Origin of the sequence: Nostoc sp. UCD121 (assembly GCF_014222285.1) — a bacterium.
Taxonomy (GTDB): Bacteria; Cyanobacteriota; Cyanobacteriia; order Cyanobacteriales; family Nostocaceae; genus Nostoc.
This window is the reverse complement of the sequence record NZ_JACKZS010000059.1, coordinates 1-19,214: the sequence shown is the minus strand read 5'-3', so window position 1 is coordinate 19,214 and position 19,214 is coordinate 1. Positions and strand designations below refer to the sequence as shown.

General features: G+C 41.2%; 8 protein-coding genes and 1 pseudogene. 7 read left to right on the top strand and 2 right to left on the bottom strand.

All coding sequences use genetic code 11. From position 1 onward, the window contains the following. The first annotated feature begins 602 nt into the window (after nt 1-602). Nucleotides 603-877: pseudogene (locus tag GNF10_RS14860) on the top strand (hypothetical protein). Here the strand turns inward: GNF10_RS14860 and GNF10_RS37865 are convergent. Continuing rightward, nucleotides 811-996 carry a hypothetical protein gene (locus tag GNF10_RS37865; RefSeq protein WP_221644643.1) on the bottom strand — a complete coding sequence of 62 codons (186 nt, stop codon included), beginning with the start codon at nt 994-996 and terminating at the stop codon, nt 811-813. The pseudogene GNF10_RS14860 and the gene GNF10_RS37865 sit on opposite strands and share 67 nt — an antisense overlap. Nucleotides 997-1,090: 94 nt before the next feature. Between GNF10_RS37865 and GNF10_RS14855 the strand changes: the two genes are divergently transcribed. The 6 genes from GNF10_RS14855 (at nt 1,091) to GNF10_RS14830 (ending at nt 18,204) form a co-directional block, all read left to right on the top strand. Continuing rightward, nucleotides 1,091-6,517 carry a type I polyketide synthase gene (locus GNF10_RS14855; protein WP_185583245.1) on the top strand — a complete coding sequence of 1,809 codons (5,427 nt, stop codon included), beginning with the start codon at nt 1,091-1,093 and terminating at the stop codon, nt 6,515-6,517. Between the two features lie 257 nt (nt 6,518-6,774). Continuing rightward, nucleotides 6,775-8,502 (top strand): SDR family NAD(P)-dependent oxidoreductase, encoded by a 1,728-nt coding sequence (locus tag GNF10_RS14850; RefSeq protein WP_185583247.1) that lies wholly within the window; start codon nt 6,775-6,777, stop codon nt 8,500-8,502. Between the two features lie 221 nt (nt 8,503-8,723). After that, nucleotides 8,724-13,475: a PfaB family protein gene (locus GNF10_RS14845; protein WP_185583248.1), complete on the top strand. Its 4,752-nt coding sequence runs from the start codon at nt 8,724-8,726 to the stop codon at nt 13,473-13,475. A gap of 181 nt (nt 13,476-13,656) precedes the next feature. Further along, the gene (locus GNF10_RS14840; RefSeq protein WP_185583251.1) at nt 13,657-15,333 is read left to right on the top strand and encodes a PfaD family polyunsaturated fatty acid/polyketide biosynthesis protein; all 1,677 of its coding nucleotides are present in this window, start codon (nt 13,657-13,659) and stop codon (nt 15,331-15,333) included. A gap of 2 nt (nt 15,334-15,335) precedes the next feature. After that, nucleotides 15,336-16,850 (top strand): thioester reductase domain-containing protein, encoded by a 1,515-nt coding sequence (locus GNF10_RS14835; protein ID WP_185583252.1) that lies wholly within the window; start codon nt 15,336-15,338, stop codon nt 16,848-16,850. Between the two features lie 550 nt (nt 16,851-17,400). Next, nucleotides 17,401-18,204 (top strand): SDR family oxidoreductase, encoded by an 804-nt coding sequence (locus tag GNF10_RS14830; RefSeq protein WP_185583255.1) that lies wholly within the window; start codon nt 17,401-17,403, stop codon nt 18,202-18,204. Between the two features lie 59 nt (nt 18,205-18,263). On the opposite strand, the gene hetI is transcribed toward GNF10_RS14830, so the two are convergent. Continuing rightward, a complete protein-coding gene (gene hetI / locus GNF10_RS14825) occupies nt 18,264-18,983 on the bottom strand; it encodes a 4'-phosphopantetheinyl transferase HetI (RefSeq protein WP_185583257.1) in 720 nt (239 codons plus the stop codon). Nucleotides 18,984-19,214: the final 231 nt, after the last annotated feature.

Genomic DNA, 19,214 nt, shown 5'->3' with positions numbered 1-19,214 from the left:
ATCAAGTAACATAGTAAAAATTAACATTTGCTTTATAAATAACCGCTTTACCCCTTAACTTGACTTATATTGAAAAATAACCAGAAATTTTGACTAAATTATGATGTTTCTCTGAGAAAACATACTTATGGTTATCCAATTTATCTATGTATTTCTTGAATTGTTACTTAGTAGACAACAGATTTGCATTGTTAACTTAATTCGCAGAAAGCTTCTATCTAACCCGTAGACAACAAAATCTCTAACACATTTATACAGTTACAAATTACACTTAAATCCTGAGTTTTATTTAAATTAACATCAGTAATTGTGGATGTTTCTTTATAAAATAACTTTAAAGAAATGATTTAGTTTCTGTAAAGTATGTTAGTGTTTTTATTAATTCAATGTTTTAAAGTGGTTAGACAAACTAGTTATTTAATTGAGATTTTGAAATTAAAAATAACTCAAGATAACTGCTTCTCCATGAAGGTCTGCTCGTTTCATTACTTTTTCAACTTGGATGAATTCGGTTTAAAGGTGGTGTATTTTGTGTAACGAACTTGTCAACTTTCCTAGTTCAAATAGCATAAAATACATTATCCAGAACGTTGAAATTGGCTATGACTTTAGAGATACAGAACGTTGTCATTAACAACAGCTATGTTGCTGTAGTTAGGCTAGATAATCAAAAGCTTTTGGGTGAAAAACCATTTCTGTTCTCTTAGCTACTCCTCAGTTTCCATCACTCCAGTAGGATACCATTACTCAAAATCTCTACCATTACAAATGGATTAAATTCACTGGTCAAGCAGCTATTACACTCCAAGGCTATTTTACCAGTTTTAACAACGTCTTTGACATATTGCCGCAATTTAAAGAGTCTAGCGTTGGATAACAATTTTTGCGATGTCTACGACGGGCTACGCCTACGCAGTATGCCAAAGTCGCTTGGAAACATAAGGCTTTACCTGGCATAATTCGTAATTCGTAATTACTTTTTCGCCAGGATTTCATATCTGTTAACTGCTTACAAAACAAGAGTTTTCCATTAATTAGTAGGCAACAGAAATTACTGTAACTACACAATCCACAGTACTAACTATGCCCTATGTCTGCTTATTCAATTGATACTGCCTTAGCGGAGTTAGAAAGCCTTATCAATAATTGTGAAAAGGCTGTGATGAGGTCTATAGAGGAAAAAAACATGAAATCAGACAAATCAGATAAATCAGTGTCAATCAACAGAATTAACAGACAATTACAACACAATCCTATCGCCATCGTTGGGATGGCTTCTCTATTGCCTCAAGCCAGAAATTTGCGGGAATACTGGCAAAATATAGTAAACAAAATTGACTGTATTACTGATGTTCCTTCCACTCACTGGAGTGTCGAAGATTATTACGATCCAAATCCCAGAACTACTGAAGATAAAACCTACTGTAAAAGAGGCGGGTTTCTTCCAGAGGTTGATTTCAACCCGATGGAATTCGGTATACCACCTAGCATTTTAGAAGTTACAGATGTATCGCAACTATTAAGTTTATTGGTTGCGAAAGAGGCAATGGAAGATGCAGGTTATGGCGAAAAACGTGAGTTTAACCGCGAGATGGTTGGGGTAATCTTAGGCGTGGCTATGGCCAAGCAATTAGGAATGCCACTTTCTGCCAGATTAGAATATCCAATTTGGGAAAAAGCCCTCAAAAGCAGTGGTTTATCTGACGAAGATACCAAAAAAATCGTTGATAAAATCAAAAGCGCTTATGTGAAGTGGGATGAGAACGCTTTCCCAGGAATGTTAGCTAACGTAGTCGCGGGTAGAATTGCCAATCGCCTAAATTTTGGCGGGATGAATTGTGTAGTTGATGCCGCTTGCGCTAGTTCCTTTGGTGCTTTAAAAATGGCGATTAGTGAGCTAGTTGAGCATCGTTCCGACATGATGCTAACCGGTGGCGTTGATACCGACAACACCATCATGGCTTACATCTCGTTCAGCAAAACACCGGCTGTTTCTCCCAGTGAAAATGTCAAGCCTTTCGATGCTAAATCTGATGGGATGATGCTGGGTGAAGGTATTGGGATGATTGTCCTGAAACGCTTGGAAGATGCTGAACGGGACAATGATAAAATATATGCCGTAATTAAAGGTATTGGTACTTCCAGCGATGGACGTTACAAGAGTATTTATGCTCCCCGCAAAGAAGGTCAAGTCAAAGCCTTAGAACGTGCTTATGAAGATGCCGGCTTCTCTCCCGCTACTGTTGGTTTGATGGAAGCACATGGTACAGGTACAATGGCTGGAGATCCGACAGAATTCGGTTCTTTAAAAGACTTCTTTGATGTACATGATGACAAAAAGCAGCACATCGCTTTGGGTAGTGTGAAATCGCAAATCGGACACACAAAAGCGGCTGCGGGTGCGGCGAGTTTGATTAAAACTGCTTTGGCTTTACATCACAAAGTATTACCACCGACAATTAACATCACTGAGCCAAATCCCAAACTCAACATTAAAAATTCATCCTTTTATTTGAATACCCAAACCAGACCTTGGATTCGTCCAGAGGGCGAAGCGCCAAGACGTGCGGGTGTAAGTTCTTTTGGATTTGGTGGTACTAACTATCACGTTGTTTTGGAAGAATATGAAGCTGACCAAAACGACGCTTACCGCTTACACAGTGATGCTAGTGAAGTGCTGTTGTTTGCTCCCACAGTAGAGCAATTGTTGAGCAAATCGGAAGAGATGTTAGGTAAGTTGCGATCGCTTGAAGCACCCAGACACTACTCACAATTAGTCAATGAGTGCAAATCACAACAAATTCCCCTCTCTGCTCCCAGATTTGGGTTTGTCGCTGAGAATCTCGAAGAAGCTTGCAAGCTCCTGCAAACTAGCATTGACTGGCTAAAACTCAAAGGTTCAGCAGCATCTTGGGAGCATCCCCAAGGGATTTATTACCGTTCCTCTGGTATGGAGTTGGGCGGAAAAGTTGTCTCTCTATTTTCTGGTCAAGGTTCGCAATACTTGGAGATGGGACGCGAACTGGTGATGAATTTTCCTTTGATGCGCCGTCTTCATGGTTATATGGATAGCCTGTTGCTCAAAGATAATTTGCAGCCTTTATCAGAAATCGTTTTCCCTCATCCTGTGTTTGGAGAGGCAGAAAAAAATGTCCAAATTGCTGCCCTGCAACGCACAGAATACGCTCAACCAGCCATCGGGGTGTTGAGTGCAGGGATGTACAGCATTCTGCAACAAGCTGGATTTAAGTCAGATTTTGTTGCGGGACATAGCTTTGGTGAACTCACAGCTTTGTGGGCTGCGGGTGTTTTGAGTACTGAAGATTACTTGTTTCTAGTGAAAGCTAGGGGTCAAGCAATGGCTGCACCCGAAGATCCCGATCATGATGCGGGTAGTATGCTGGCTGTCAAAGAAGACATTAGCAAAGTGGAAGCAGTGCTGAGGCATTTTCCCCAAGTTGCGATCGCTAATCAAAATTCTCCGACTCAAATTGTCTTGGCTGGCCCCACCGCAGAAATAGCGAGAATCAAAGAGGCTTTACACGAGAAAGGATATACGGCTGTATTGTTACCTGTTTCAGCAGCGTTCCATACACCGCTAATTGCCTTTGCTCAGAAATCATTTGCGATCGCAACCAAGTCTGTCAAGTTCCAAAGTCCGAAAATCCCTGTTTACAGCAATGTTACCAGTAAGCAGTATCCCAAAGAACCCCAAGGTATTCAAAAAATCCTCGAAACGCACCTTTCCAATTCAGTGCTGTTTAAACAGGAAATTGAAAATATCTATGCGGCGGGTGGTACTTGCTTTGTGGAATTTGGGCCAAGGAGAATTCTTAGCAACTTGGTGAAAGAGATTCTTGGCGATCGCCCACACATCACCGTATCTTTGAACCCTAGCGTTCAAAAGAATAGCGATCGCTCTTTACGGGAAGCAGTTGTGCAGTTGCGAGTGATTGGTTTGGCTTTGAATAACCTCGATCCTTATCAACTTCCCCAAACTATCCCCCCAATTGAGACGAAGAAGACATTAAATGTCCGTTTAAACGGCATCAACTACAGATCCGAAAAAACGAAAAATGCCTTCGCTCTAGCTTTACAAGATGGGCATAAAGTTACATTACCTACTCCCGAATATTCTGAAACTGTAGCTCCTTTATTTAGCAATCCCGGTGTGACTCCACCTTTCGCAGTCATAGAGACTAACGGACATAAAAAATCCACCGCAACAATGAACGGTGTCATCACCCAAACAGAGCAACAAATGAATCCTGTGACCCTTTCACAACCAGCCCAGGAATCTAAGATGCAACCAACACCAGAAAAACTTACAAATTACGAACAACTTTTAGCAAGTTTAGAATATCTCCTGACACAGTTCCAGGAAAATCAAGCCGAGAATTTACAAGTTCATGGTACTTATCTCAACCATCAAATGGAATACGCTAAAGCGTTTTTTCAACTGATGCTGCAGCAGAATTCTTTGTTGAGTGAAAGTAAATCAACAGCCGAAACTGCCAAAATGAAGCTAGTTGTCATGGAAAGCTTAGAGCGCAGCATGATGCAGTTTCACTCCCAACAAGGTGAAACTCTACGCATCCATGAGCAATATCTTCAAGAGCAGTTGGAGTATACTAAGAGCTTTTTCCAACTCATCCAGCAAGAGTATTCTCAAATCATCTCAGGTGAGGGAGTAACTCAACTAACAGAGAAACTCAGCAATTTCACTCCGTTCACCACAGAAACAACTGTTAGTGATGCACCCGTACCCGCTACTACCAAAATAGTAGAAAGCCAGCCTTTGCCTGTAACTGAGCCTGTAGCTAAAAATGGCTTAAATGTTACTCAAGCACCTCTTCCGGCTGCTGTAGAGCCTGTAGTTGAAGCTCCTGTATCTCCAGAGACACGAGCGATCGCGTCTCTACTGCCCACACCACATTTCGCAACTGTCGAGACAGTAGAGCCACCTGCCCCAGTAGTAGAACCTCAAGCTGAGGTTGTAGTCAAAATTAGCTCACCTCCAGTCAACGACGTTGTTGCCTTCACCCCAGAACCAGCACCCACAACTGCTGCACCTGTATCTGGCGCAACCATCGATATTGTTGACTTGGATAAAAACCTCTTAGCCATCACCAGTGATAAGACCGGCTACCCAGTCGAAATGCTGGAAATGGACATGGATATGGAGGCTGATTTAGGGATTGACTCTATCAAACGGGTGGAAATCTTAGGGGCGCTACAAGAGATGTACCCCAACCTACCCAAGCCCAATTTAGAAGAACTGTCAGAAAAACGCACCATCGGTCAAGTTGTAGAGTATCTGCAATCTCACGCTTCCAAAAGTGTTTCGGTAGAAATTGCAGTTCACGAAATACAACAAGCAACCGAGATTGCAGTAGAGGTTGCACCAGTAGTTGAGGTAGTCGCTGCACCGGAACCAAGCATAGTTGTCGCATTCACTCCAGAACCAGAAGCCTCTCCCACTCCCGCTACAAGTGATGAATTTGCAAACTTAGGTGAAACCCTGTTAGCCATCACCAGCGATAAAACTGGCTACCCAGTCGAGATGCTGGAACTAGAAATGGACATGGAAGCCGATTTAGGGATTGACTCTATCAAACGGGTAGAAATCTTAGGGGCGATGCAAGAAATGTACCCTAACTTACCCAAACCGAATATCGAAGAACTCGGCGATCTCCGCACCATCGGTCAAATAGTCGATTACCTACAGCAGTTGGCTGGAGGTGAAAAAAAAAAGTCTGAGCCTGAGTTTGTCCAACAGCAGCCACCGGAATTAGAGCATAATATCCCGCGCTATACCGTCAAACTCAGGAGCCTACCACAGCCCGATTATTTGGATTTCACTTTACCAGAGGGACACATCGGTTTAATCACCGATGATGGTTCCCTCACCACTTATAAATTAGCTGAATCCCTAATCGAGAAAGGCTGGAAAGTAGTAGTTATCAGCTTCCCCCAATCGCTAATCGCCCAGCAAGCGCCCTTACCCACAGGAGTAACCCGCGTTACCTTAGCAAACTTGAGTGAAGAACATCTTCAACAACAATTGCAAGCGATCGCATCTCACTGCGGAGCGATTGGGGCTTTCATCCATCTCCATCCAATGTTTGTAGGAAATCATACCGGAAGTATTTCCTATAACGAATCAGAAAAGGCGATCGTCAAGCACGTATTTTTGATGGCGAAACACCTCAAACCTTCCCTTAACGAAGCTGCAAAACATGGACGTAGTTGCTTTTGCACAGTTGCTCACCTGGATGGGGCCTTCGGTTTAGAGTATAAAGTCAACTTCGGTGCGATCGGCGCTGGTTTGTTTGGATTAACCAAAACCCTGAGATGGGAATGGCCAAAAGTTTTCACTCGTGCGATCGACTTAAGCCCCAGACTTGATGCTAAACAATCAGTACAAAACATCATCGCCGAACTTCACGACCCCAACCTTTATATAAGTGAAGTTGGCTACGGCTCACAAGGACGAGTGACTATTATCGCCGATTAATTAGTTCTTTGATGTAGCAGTCCTATTTGAGTTGTGAAAATTCCTGTTTTTAACGAACCGCGAAGGCGCGAAGGGCGCGAAGAAAAGAAATAAACAGAGAATCTCATAAATCTTTTAGGACTGCTATTAGTTTTTTACTACAAGAAAACTACTTATTTCTCTTCCTTCGCGTTCTTCTCTTCGAGACACTTCGTGAACGTGTCTTCGCGGTTCGTATATCCAAAAAACCCAATTTATGCAGGTATTCACGAGGATTTATGACACAAACAGCCCAGCTTAGTCCATCATCTGTCTTTGTCGTGAGCGGCGGTGCAAAAGGGATTACGGCTGAGTGTACTATCAGATTAGCCCAACAGCAACCCTGTAAATTCATCCTCCTCGGTCGCTCCGAACTATTAGAAACCGAGCCAGTTTTTGCTCAAAATTCTGATGACTCCGCATTGAAAAAATGCATCATGGAAAATCTTCTTTCTCAAGGAGAGAAGCCCACACCCATGAATGTGCAAAAAATATATAACAAAATTACCTCCAGCCGCGAAATTAAAAAGACTCTAGCAGCAATTGAAAAAACCGGAGCTAAAGCAGAATATATCAGCGTCGATGTCACAGATACGCAAGCTTTACAAGAAAAACTTGCCACTGCTGTCCAACATCTTGGCCCAATTACCGGAATTATCCACGGCGCTGGAAACTTAGCTGATAAGTTAATTGAAAAGAAAACAGAAGAGGATTTTGAAAAAGTTTACACCGCCAAAGTTCAAGGTTTAGAAAATCTTCTAACTTGCGTCAATCCTAATCAACTTCAGCATTTAGTTTTGTTTTCTTCAGTCACAGGCTTTTACGGAAATCCTGGACAATCTGATTATGCGATCGCAAATGAAATTCTGAACAAATCAGCCCATATATTTAAGCAAACTTATCCATCATGTCATGTAGTCGCTATCAACTGGGGCGCTTGGGATAGTGGGATGGTGACAGCAGAATTAAAGAAGATTTTTCAAGAGCGAAAAATTGATATAATTCCCATTGCAGTTGGGGCACAAATGCTCGTTAAGGAAATGGATCATACCAATCATGCAACCGCACAAGTTGTTATTGGTAGTCCACTAGTTCCAATGGCTACAGAGCTAGATTCAGAACTACGAACCTATCGTATTCGTCGCCAAATGACATTAGAGGCTAATCCATTTTTGCACGATCATACGATTGCTGGTTCTCCAGTTTTACCAGCAACTTGTGCAATGACCTGGATTATTAATGCTTCTGAACAATTATATCCCGGTTATCGGTTGTCCAATTACCAAGATTTCAAAGTTTTAAAGGGGATTACTTTCAATGAGACATTAGCGAAAGAACATATTTTAGAAATAGAAGAAATTTCTAAAGTTAATCTTGAAAAAATTGAACTTAAAGCCAAAATTTCGAGTAAAAACCCAGAAGGGAGAATCCATTTTCATTTTAGCGCTCAACTCAATCTCCAGCGAGAAATCCCAGCTGTACCCACTTATGAATCTCTCAATCTCGAAGAAGATAATATCATCACCGCTACAGGAAAAGATTTTTACCAAAATGGTGGGGCTACATTATTTCACGGCCCTGGTTTTCAAGAAATCAAAAGAGTCTTAAACATCAGTCCTGAAAAAATTACTACAGAATGTCTGTGGCCAGAACTCACCCCACAGCAACAAGGGCAATTCCCTGTCCAATGGGTAAATCCTTATACGACTGACTTGAGTATGCACGCCTTATGGGTTTGGACACAACACTTTCATGAAGAAGGTTGTTTACCTGGAAAAGTAGAAAAGTTTGAACAATTTGCGATGATACCACATAACGAAACATTTTACGTTTCTTGTGAAGTACTATCTAAGACACCAAGTAGTGCGATCGCAAACTTTATCATACACGACCGCCAAGGTAAAATCTATTCACGAATGCTCGGCGCTCATGCCATTATTTGGTCAATGAAAATGCTCAGAAGCTAGTAATCTTCTTTAAAACTCAACACCTATAGCATTCCTAAAATCCCTGTGAAATTTTTTCTCTTCTTTGCGCCCTTTGCGTCCTTTGCGGTTCGTTAAAAAGAGTATTTATCACAACTCAGATAGGACTGCTATAACTTGCCTCGTTCAAAGTTTGGGGAACAGCGTAAATCCTGCCTTTTAATTATCTCTTGCTAAATACCCAAACTCGGAGCATATAAATCGTGGAAAAAATAGCCATCATCGCATTGTCATGCCTATTCCCCGATGCAAAAAATCCTGAAGAATACTGGCAAAACATCGTTAATCAAAAAGATTCGACATCCTCTGCAACCGTCGAAGAAATCGGAGTAGATCCGACAATCTTTCATAATCCAGTTAAAGGTACACCAGACAAAACCTATTCCCTCAAAGGCGGATACATTCGCGACTTCCAGTTTAATCCATCTGAATATAATCTACCATCAGAATTTGTTACTGGTTTAGATAACACCTTCAAATGGTCATTGTATGCCGCTAAACAAGCAATTGTAAACAGTGGTTATTGGGGTAATCAAACTGTTCTAGCAAAATGTGGCGTAATTTTAGGTAATTTGTCATTCCCGACAAAATTATCTAATCAATTATTCTCGCCAATTTACCAGCAAGCTATTAATCCTGCTGTCAGAGAACTTTTGCAGGATAAAGACTTTAATTTAGCTGCTTTACCAAGTGCAACCAAAGCATCTTTATACAATGCGATGATATCTGGTTTACCAGCATCTATTGTAGCTCAAGCTCTCTCTCTATCCCAGATTAATTTATGTCTGGATGCTGCTTGTTCTTCCTCATTTTATGCGATTAAACTAGCATCTCATTACTTATGGTCACACAAAGCTGATGTCATGTTAGCTGGAGCCATCAGTTGTGCAGATTCCCTATTCGTGCGGATGTTGTTTTCCGGTGTTCAAGGGTATGCAGAAAACGGCATCAGCCGCCCCTTAGATAAATCCTCTAGAGGGCTAATTCCCGCCGATGGTGTTGGGATGGTGATGCTAAAGAGATATTCTGATGCTGTTAGAGATGGTGATAATATTCTCGCTACCATCTGCGGTAATGGACTCTCGAATGATGGCAAAGGAAAGCATTTATTAAGTCCGAATCCTAAAGGACAAACCTTAGCTTTTGAACGAGCCTACAAGGAAGCAAATTTTAGTCCAAAAAACATCGATTATCTAGAGTGTCACGCCACTGGCACATTGCTAGGAGATACAACCGAATTCAACTCCATCGAAACATTTTTTGGTCAAAATCAAGCTGCGCCTCTGGTAGGTTCTGCTAAGGCAAATACTGGTCACTTGCTAACTGCTGCTGGCATGGTTGGCTTGACTAAAGTCATTTTGAGTATGTCTCATGGTGTAATTCCAGCAACCATGAATGTTTCGGAACCTTTGACTTCAGAAAAAGGTACAATTTCGGCCGACAAAATTGTTAGAACAGCTACAGCATGGCCAAATAATAACGCACCAATTAAACGAGCGGCTATCAGTGCTTTCGGTTTTGGCGGTACTAATTCTCATCTGATTTTAGAGCAAGGAAATACAGCAGAATCAGTTGAATCAACTCCACCTGCTCCACCTACTAAAGTTGCTATTGTCGGCATGGATGCCTTTTTTGGTAACTGCAATGGTTTAGATGCTTTTGAACGCAGCATTTATGATGGGACACAACATTTTACTTCTCTTCCGCCTCAAAGATGGCACGGTATAGAAAATCAAGAAAGTGTTCTGAAAGAGTACGGTTTAACAGACGGGAAAGCACCAGTAGGGGCATATATCAAGGATTTTGAAATCGATACTTTATCGTGCAAAATCCCACCAAATGAAATCGAAAAGCTAAACCCACAACAATTGTTGCTTCTGAAAGTTAGCGATCGCGCCGTGAAAGATGCGAAACTACAGGAGGGTGGCAATGTAGCAGTGATTGTCGCCGCCGAGACAGAATTCTCTGTGCATCAGCTACAGCAAAGATGGAATCTCTCTTGGCAAGTTAAGGATGGCTTACTCAACCAAGGAATTTCTCTACCTGCTGAACAACTGGCGCAACTGGAAACCATTGTCAAAGATAGCATTCACCAACCAGTAGAAATCGGCGAATATGTAAGTCACATCGCCAACATCATGGCAAGTCGAATTTCTGCTTTATGGAATTTCACTGGCCCAGCATTCACCGTTAGCGCTGGCGAAAATTCTGCCCTCAAAGCCTTGGAAATTGCCCAAATGCTACTCGCTACCGGAGAAGTAGACGCGGTGGTTGTGGGTGCGGTAGATTTAGCCGGCGGTGTAGAAAACGTCTTATTCCGCAGCCAATTTGCCCCAATTAATACGGGTGTCAACACATTGGGTTATGACCAACAAGCAAATGGCTGGACGGTTGGCGAAGGTGCGGGTGCTGTCGTCCTCAAGCGCTACGAAGCAGCTAAGGAAGACAACGAACGCATCTATGCAGTAATTGATGCTATGAGTTTTGCACAAGGTAATTCTACCTTGAGTGACGCTCTGGTAAAACCTGATGCCTCAGCTATCAGTAATGTCTGCAAACAAGCTTTCCAGATGGCGGAGATTCAACCCACAGAAGTTAACTATGTGGAAGTCTTCGGTAGTGGCGTTCCCCAGGAGGATGAAGCCGAAATCACAGGTTTACTGCAAGCTTATCCGAAAGTGGGCAACGGTTTGCATTGTGCGTTAGGTAGCGTTAAATCCAATATCGGCCACACCTATACAGCATCGGGAATTGCTAGCTTAATCAAAACCGCTCTCTGTCTTTATTACAGGTATATTCCCGCCACTCCCAAATGGTCTGGTGTCAAAACACCGCAAGTATGGGAAGGTAGTCCCTTCTATGTGGCGATGGAATCAAGACCTTGGTTTGTCGATAAAGGCGGCACACGCAGAATAGCAGCGATTAATAGTATGGGTATAGATGGCAGTTACGCCCATTTAATTTTATCGGAGGAACCCAGCCAAGAGGAGCGGGATAACAGATATTTGCAACAAATGCCTTTTCATCTGTTTCCGATAGCAGTTAGCGATCGCTCCACTATACCCAATATCCTAAACCATCTCCAAAAATCCATCGAAGCTAGTTCTTCTTTATCAGCTACCGCCAGCGAGACATTTGCTACTTTTCAACAGCAATCTGATGCAAAATACGTCTTATCAATCACAGGACGTAACACAAAAGATTTACTCAAAGAAATCGAATCTGCCCGCAAAGGTGTAAATAATGCCTTTGAAAACGGCACAGATTGGCAAACACCTTTAGGAAGTTATTTCACCGCGAAACCATTGGGTAAAACTGGAGCAGTTGCTTATGTTTACCCCGCAGCAGTCAATTCTTATATTGGCATTGGTCGTACCGTCTTCCGGTTATTTCCTAAAGTTTTCGAGGACTTAAAAAGTAACAACCTCTACAATCGGGCTGCTGATGTTGAAAAGCTGGTTTATCCCAGAAGTTTACCTAAATTGACAACCAGGCAACTAGAAACACTCGAAAAGCAATTGTTAGATGATTCGCTAGCAATGTTTGAAAGCGAAATCGCCTTTGCTAGATACATGACGGCAATTTTCCGAGATGATTTTAAAGTCAAGCCGCAATCTGTATTTGGTTATAGCTTGGGTGAAACTAGTATGATGGTTGCCCAAGGAGTTTGGAGTGATTTTGAGGGCGGAAGTAATACCTTAAATTCATCACCTTTATTTGGCGATAAATTATCTGGGCCAAAAAATGCAGTGCGTGAATATTGGGGATTAACAGATTCACCAAACAACAATTTTTGGAATACCTATGTTCTCATGGCTACTCCATCGAAAGTTAGAGAATGCCTGAAACATGAAAATCACGTCTACTTAACTCAAATCAACACACCAGAAGAAGTATTAATTGCTGGTGATGATGCCGCCTGTAAGCGAGTGATTGCGACTTTAGGCTGTAACGCCTTCCCCGCGCCCTTCGACCATGCGATACATTGTGAAGCGATGCGATCGCAGTACGAGGAAATTAAGAAGGTAAACAGCTTACCATCACAAAATCTTCCCGGTATCGTTTTTTATTCTGCCGCCGACTATCAACCGATTGTACTTGAAAGTGATGCGATCGCTCACAACATCGCCAAAGGATTGTGCCAAGAGCTTGATTTTCCACAATTAGTAAATCGTGTCTACGATGATGGTGTGAAAATATTTCTAGAAGCAGGCGCAGGTAGTGTCTGTTCACGATGGATTGATAAAATTCTTGGCAACAAAGAACATATCACAGTTTCTCTAAATCGTAGGGGAATGGATGACCATGCTTCAATGGTCAAAGCATTAGCAAAACTACTCAGCCATCAGGTGAACGTGGATTTATCACCCTTGTACAACAAAGCCCAGGAAAGTGCTAATTCAAATAAAGCAACATTGAGAACAGTTACCTTGGGTGGGAAAGCGATCGCTGCTACAATTTTGAGCGAAGAGAATCGTAAACTTGTTGAAGATTTTGCTGGGGATCTTAGGAGCGAACGTTTCAAAATACAGCATCCAGATATACCTAATATCCAACAATCTGAAATCACAGATTTTCTTAACACTTCCAACCACATAACCCAACAAGAAAGCCATTCCCTTAACATCTTGCCTCAGCCAGAAGAAGTAAAACCGAAAAATATCATTGATAACGTTTTTCAACCGAGAGAACAATTACAATCTTCTGAGTCAAGCGCAATTAGACAGCCAATTCCTGTTTCTTTCCCACCCGTCAGAACTCAAAAAATTAGTAGCATCATCAGCATGTTCGATTTAAATAAGACCCAGTATCAAAAACTCAATGCTAATAATTCAAAGATAACTAAAGCACACACTGCTTTTTTACAAGCTAGACAAGATTACAGTCAGCAAATGAGCGAAATAATTCAATTGCAACTAGCTTGCGCCCAAAACTTGCTTAACGACGAATCTTAATATCTCATACCAATTCTCTCTAAACCTTCTCTTCCTTTGCGCCCTTTGCGTCCTTTGCGGTTCGTTTAAAAATTATTACGTGCATCTCCTAGAGAATTGGTATGAAAATATAGACTCCGATAAAAAGTCTACACCCTTCAACTTTAATCATCCATTGTTTGTAATCCGAGGGATAACTACCGTGACAACCGTAGATACGGTACTAAGTAAACACGATAATGGTCTTAACTTCTCCACTTGGTCGCATAACAAAAACCAAGTTTGGAAAGGTTCTTTAGAAACTGTATCTTTTGAGAAACAAACCATCAAAGATAAATTGATGGTATTAAATAAACCCTGCTACATCGTGAAAGTTGCCGGAAAAATCGGTGTCACCAACGAGGGCTACTTATCCCCTGGTGATAATGGCACAACAGCACAAGTAGAACTCTTAACATTTGCAGCCCCAATCCGCATTCAACAATTTGGAGATCCCAATTTCCTCTCCTCTTATGGAGTAAAATATGCCTACGTTACCGGCGCAATGGCTGGCGGAATTGCTTCCGAAGAAATGGTCATTGCACTCGGAAAAGAACAAATTTTGAGTTCCTTTGGTGCAGGTGGTTTAACTCCAGAACGTTTGGAAGCAGCCATCAATCGCATTCAACAAGCTTTACCTCAAGGGCCTTATGCTTTTAACTTAATTCATAGCCCCAATGAACCAGCAATTGAACGCCGTGCCGTAGATTTATACCTCAAATATCAAGTGAGAACAGTAGAAGCATCTGCATTTCTCGACTTGACCCCCAACATTGTTTATTACCGTGTTGCTGGATTGGCATTGAATAGCGCCAATCAAATTGAAATCAAAAATAAAATCATCGCCAAAATTTCTCGCCGAGAAGTTGCGACTAAATTTCTGCAACCAGCACCAGCCAGAATAATCAAAGAACTTCTTGAACAAGGGTTAATTACTGAGTTACAAGCAACCCTTGCAGCCAAAGTTCCAATGGCTGATGATATTACCGTCGAGGCTGATTCTGGAGGACATACAGATAACCGTCCCCTGGTTTGTGTGTTACCTTCTATTATTGCCTTGCGGGATGAAATTCAAGCACAATATCATTACCAAACACCCATTAGAATCGGCGTTGCAGGGGGAATTGGGACACCACAATCAGCATTAGCAGCCTTTATGATGGGTGCTGCTTATATAATGACTGGTTCCATTAATCAATCATGTGTTGAATCTGGGGCTTGTGAACATACCAAAAAGTTATTAGCCCAAGCTGAAATGGCTGATATGATAATGGCCCCAGCAGCAGATATGTTTGAAATGGGAGTCAAATTGCAAGTTCTCAAACGGGGTACAATGTTCCCCATGCGAGCGCAGAAATTATTTGAACTCTACCGCGCTTATGATTCCATCGAAGAGATTCCTTTGGCAGAAAGGCAGAAATTAGAAAAACAAGTTTTTCGCAAAACTATTGCCGAAGTATGGGAAGGAACTGCGGCTTATTTGTCCCAAAAAAATCCTGAGAAACTTGGGAAAGCAGTCAATAATCCTAAACTAAAAATGGCGTTGATTTTCCGTTGGTATTTAGGATTATCTTCTCGCTGGTCTAGTTCTGGTGAAAAAGGTAGAGAAGTCGATTATCAAATTTGGTGTGGCCCGGCAATGGGCGGTTTCAATGACTGGGTACGCGGTTCATATCTATCTGAACCAAATAATCGTGGTGTAGTTGATGTTGCTAATCAAATTATGACTGGTGCAGCCTTTTTGTATCGTGTCCAAAATTTGAAAATTCAAGGGCTGCAAGCTTCCGATTATTACAGTCAGTATCACCCTGTTCGTTCTACATCATTGTTGGAGATTTAAAAATGACTATAAAACAGTCTTTTACCGCAGACGATATTCAAATATTTTTGATATCTAACTTAGCTAAATTGCTAGGAGTAGCAACTGATGAAATAGATGTCAAAGAACATTTAGAAAACTATGGGTTGGATTCAGCCCAAGCAATGATTCTAGTAAGTAACTTAGAAAAGTTGCTCGGATTTCAACCATCTCCATTGCTGCTGTGGCATTACCCAAATATTGAAGCTCTTTCACAGCGTTTAGCTGAAGAAGTGCAAGAAGGTTCACCAATTCAAGATACAAAGGTAGTAGCCTCTAATGCCAACGCTGCACCCTCTGTTCTAGATTTAGGTGCTGAGGCTGTTCTTGATCCTACCATCCATCCTGGTGCGGCATCTAATGTACTTGTGGGTGAACCCAAGAATATCTTTTTAACTGGCGGAACAGGCTTTTTAGGAGCCTTTATCATCCGGGAATTGCTACAAGAAACCAATGCGGATATCTATTGCTTGGTGCGTGCTGCTAATGCCGAAGAAGGCAAAAGCAAACTCCAAAAGAATCTGGAACAGTATGCAATTTGGCAGGAAGAATTTAGCTCCAGAATTATTCCGATTGTCGGCGATTTATCTCAGCCATTGTTAGGTATTGGTTCGGAACAGTTTCAAATTTTAGCTGCCAATATTGATACTATATATCATAGTGCTGCTTTGTTGAATTATGTTTTCCCATACTCTGCACTGAAAGCAGCCAATGTTTTAGGAACACAGGAAGTTTTGAGATTGGCTTGTCAAGTTAAAGTCAAGCCTGTACATTACGTTTCTAGCGTTGCTGTTTTTGAATCCACTGCTTATGCTGGCAAGGTTGTTAAAGAGCAGGATGAATTCAATCATTGGGAAGGCATTTATCTTGGTTACTCACAAACAAAATGGGTAGCCGAAAAGTTAGTCAAAATTGCTCGTGACCGTGGACTTCCTGTAACTATCCATAGACCGCCACTGATTTCAGGCGATAGCAAAACAGGCATTTGTAACACACATGACTTTATTAATTTGATGACCAAAGGCTGTCTACAAATGGGATATTTCCCTGATGTAGATTATATGTTGGATATGTCACCTGTGGACTATGTAAGTAAAGCGATCGTTTATCTATCACGGCAAAAAGAATCCATAGGTAAGGCTTTCAATTTACAACATCCCCAACCTGCTGCTTTGAAAATGCTAGTTGAGTGGATACGCTCTTTTGGTTATTCAGTTGAGATGATTCCTTACGAAAAATGGCAATCAGAGTTAATCAATAATGTGACTTCTGCTGACAATCCTTTATACACTCTGCGACCATTTTTGCTGGAACGTTGGTCTGATGAACAACTGACTATTCCTGATTTGTATTTACAAGCTAGAAGACCCCATATTAGCTGCCAAGATACTCTTCATGCATTGGCAGGTAGTTCTATTGCTTGTCCTCCCATTGACTCTCAATTATTTATGACTTATACTTCCTACTTGATTCAAAGCGGCTTCTTGAATCTCGCTTAGAAATTCACAACTTGCGTAGGATGTGTTAGGAACGTAACGCACCATCCCGGATACTTTCGGTGCGTTACGAACCTAAAAAATAAGTTTATTTAGTCTAAGCTTTTTAAAACTCAGTACTACTAAATAGCCAATATTTCAGATGCCAGCAACAACTAATACACTAACAGCGGCAACATAATTGCCCTGTTTTTTTTATGCTCAATCATGTAAATTTTTAGTATTCAACCCTTGACAGAAGCAATTGAGGATAGAATGGTTAGTGTCGGGCATAAAAGGTTGATTTTACCCGCTGGCTTTTGTGAGTGATCAAAAGCCTAATGCTAGCAGTCTAAAATAACCGAACTCCTTTAAGGCCTAACTTCTTCGATGCATAAGTCCTAAATTTGCGTTTGGACTGCTACATCTATCCAATGCATCACATAAGCATTTGAAAGGGTAATAACTCAAGATATTTCTTGTAGGTTCAGATATTACGCGTACTTAATTGTAGAACAAGAACCACTGTAAATGCAACGCAGCTTCATCAAATTGAATTCACCAACATTATTACATGAACAAAACACATCAAAAACAGAGCAAACAAACTGCTCTTATTACTGGCGCAGCCGGTGGAATTGGCTACGAATTAGCGTGTATTTTTGCTGCTCATGATTACAATCTGGTCTTAGTAGACAGAAATGGGCCAACGCTAGTAGAAATTGCAGCTAAATTCCAAGAAAAATTTGGAATTTTTGTCAAAACTATTGTTAAGGATTTATCTATATCAACGGCTCCTGAAGAAATTTTCACGGAGTTGCAAAAAGCCGATATTAATGTTGATGTGCTGGTAAATAATGCTGGATTTGGTATCTATGGATTATTTCACGAAACAGACCTAGCTACTGAATTGGAAATGCTACAGGTAAATTTGGTGTGTCTCACCCATTTAACTAAGCTATTCCTGAAGCACATGGTAAAGCAAGGTGAAGGTAAAATATTAAACGTATCCTCGGCTGCTGCTTTTCAACCTGGGCCTTTAATGGCAGTTTATTTTGCTACTAAAGCTTATATCTTATCGTTTTCAGAAGCGATCGCTAATGAGTTAGAAGGTACTGGTGTCACTGTAACAGTTCTTTGCCCAGGCTCAACCGCATCCGCTTTTCATGAAAGAACCGGAATGGCTGACTCTAAGTTGCTCAAGGGTAAGAGGATGATGGATGCACGAACAGTAGCTGAAGTTGGTTTTCGTGCCTTAATGAAGGGTCAAACCATTGTCATTCCTGGTTTACTCAATGCAATACTTGCAAAAAGCGTCAGATTTGTACCTAGAAACTTGGTAACAAAAATTGTGCGAAATATGCAGGAAGATAAGTAGGGCATTGGGCATTGGGGAAGAATAACTAATGACAAATGACAGATGACAAATGACAAGTATTAATACTGCCAAGACTTCAAGTTCCAGCCAAAATTCTCTACCGCAACAGCAGCAACATAATTGTTAGCGGGTACTAGTTCAAATAAACTCCAGTCTTCAGATGTCTGTAACTTGGCTGGTTCTGTGGGAGTTAGCGACACTTCAATTTGCTCTAACTGGGATAGTCCGTCTCCAGTTGCTTTTAAATAAGCTTCCTTACAAGTCCAGTAACGGAAAAATACTTCTTGCTGTTGGTTGGGAGATAGCGATCGCAACATCTCATATTCTCTCGGTAAAAAGAACCGTTTGGCAAGAGCTTCAATATCAGACATCGGGCGAATATATTCTAGGTCTACACCAATTGGGCGAGTACAATTTACCGCACACAAACCCATCCCTTGGGAATGAGACAAGTTAAACGCCAGTCCACTATTGGCAAATGTATCTGCTAATACTGGTTTGCCACGCTGTTGATAATTAAACTGTACTTGTAAAGGCTGGATACCTAAATAGCGGCCTAATATAGCTCGTAAGATGCCACGACCAGCAATGAAACGCTGTCGATGTTCCTGAAAATAGAACCGTTCAGCACGAGCCATTTCGTCACTGGAAAGAGTTGCTGCTAAATTTTGCAGTTGTAGTTCTGGTTGGTCAAGTTCTATACGCCAGACATGAATCTCATCTGGTAACAAAGTTAAATCTGTCGGTGCAGGTAGCCAGAAATGATGAGTAGCGGTCATTGAATCTGATTTGATTTGTTTTGTAACCTTTACCGAAGTTTAGCTTTACTAGTCTTTATTTTATCCTGAAGATATATTTTAAGTTTTCCACAACCAGTAGTGCGATCGCTAGTCTTAATGGTTGAATAATTATTTGAAAATATTAAGTAACGTATAAAAATTGATTAAATTTAACTTAGATTATGGAAAAAATCTTACTTTTTATGGAAAAATCTGTGGAAAACTTGATAT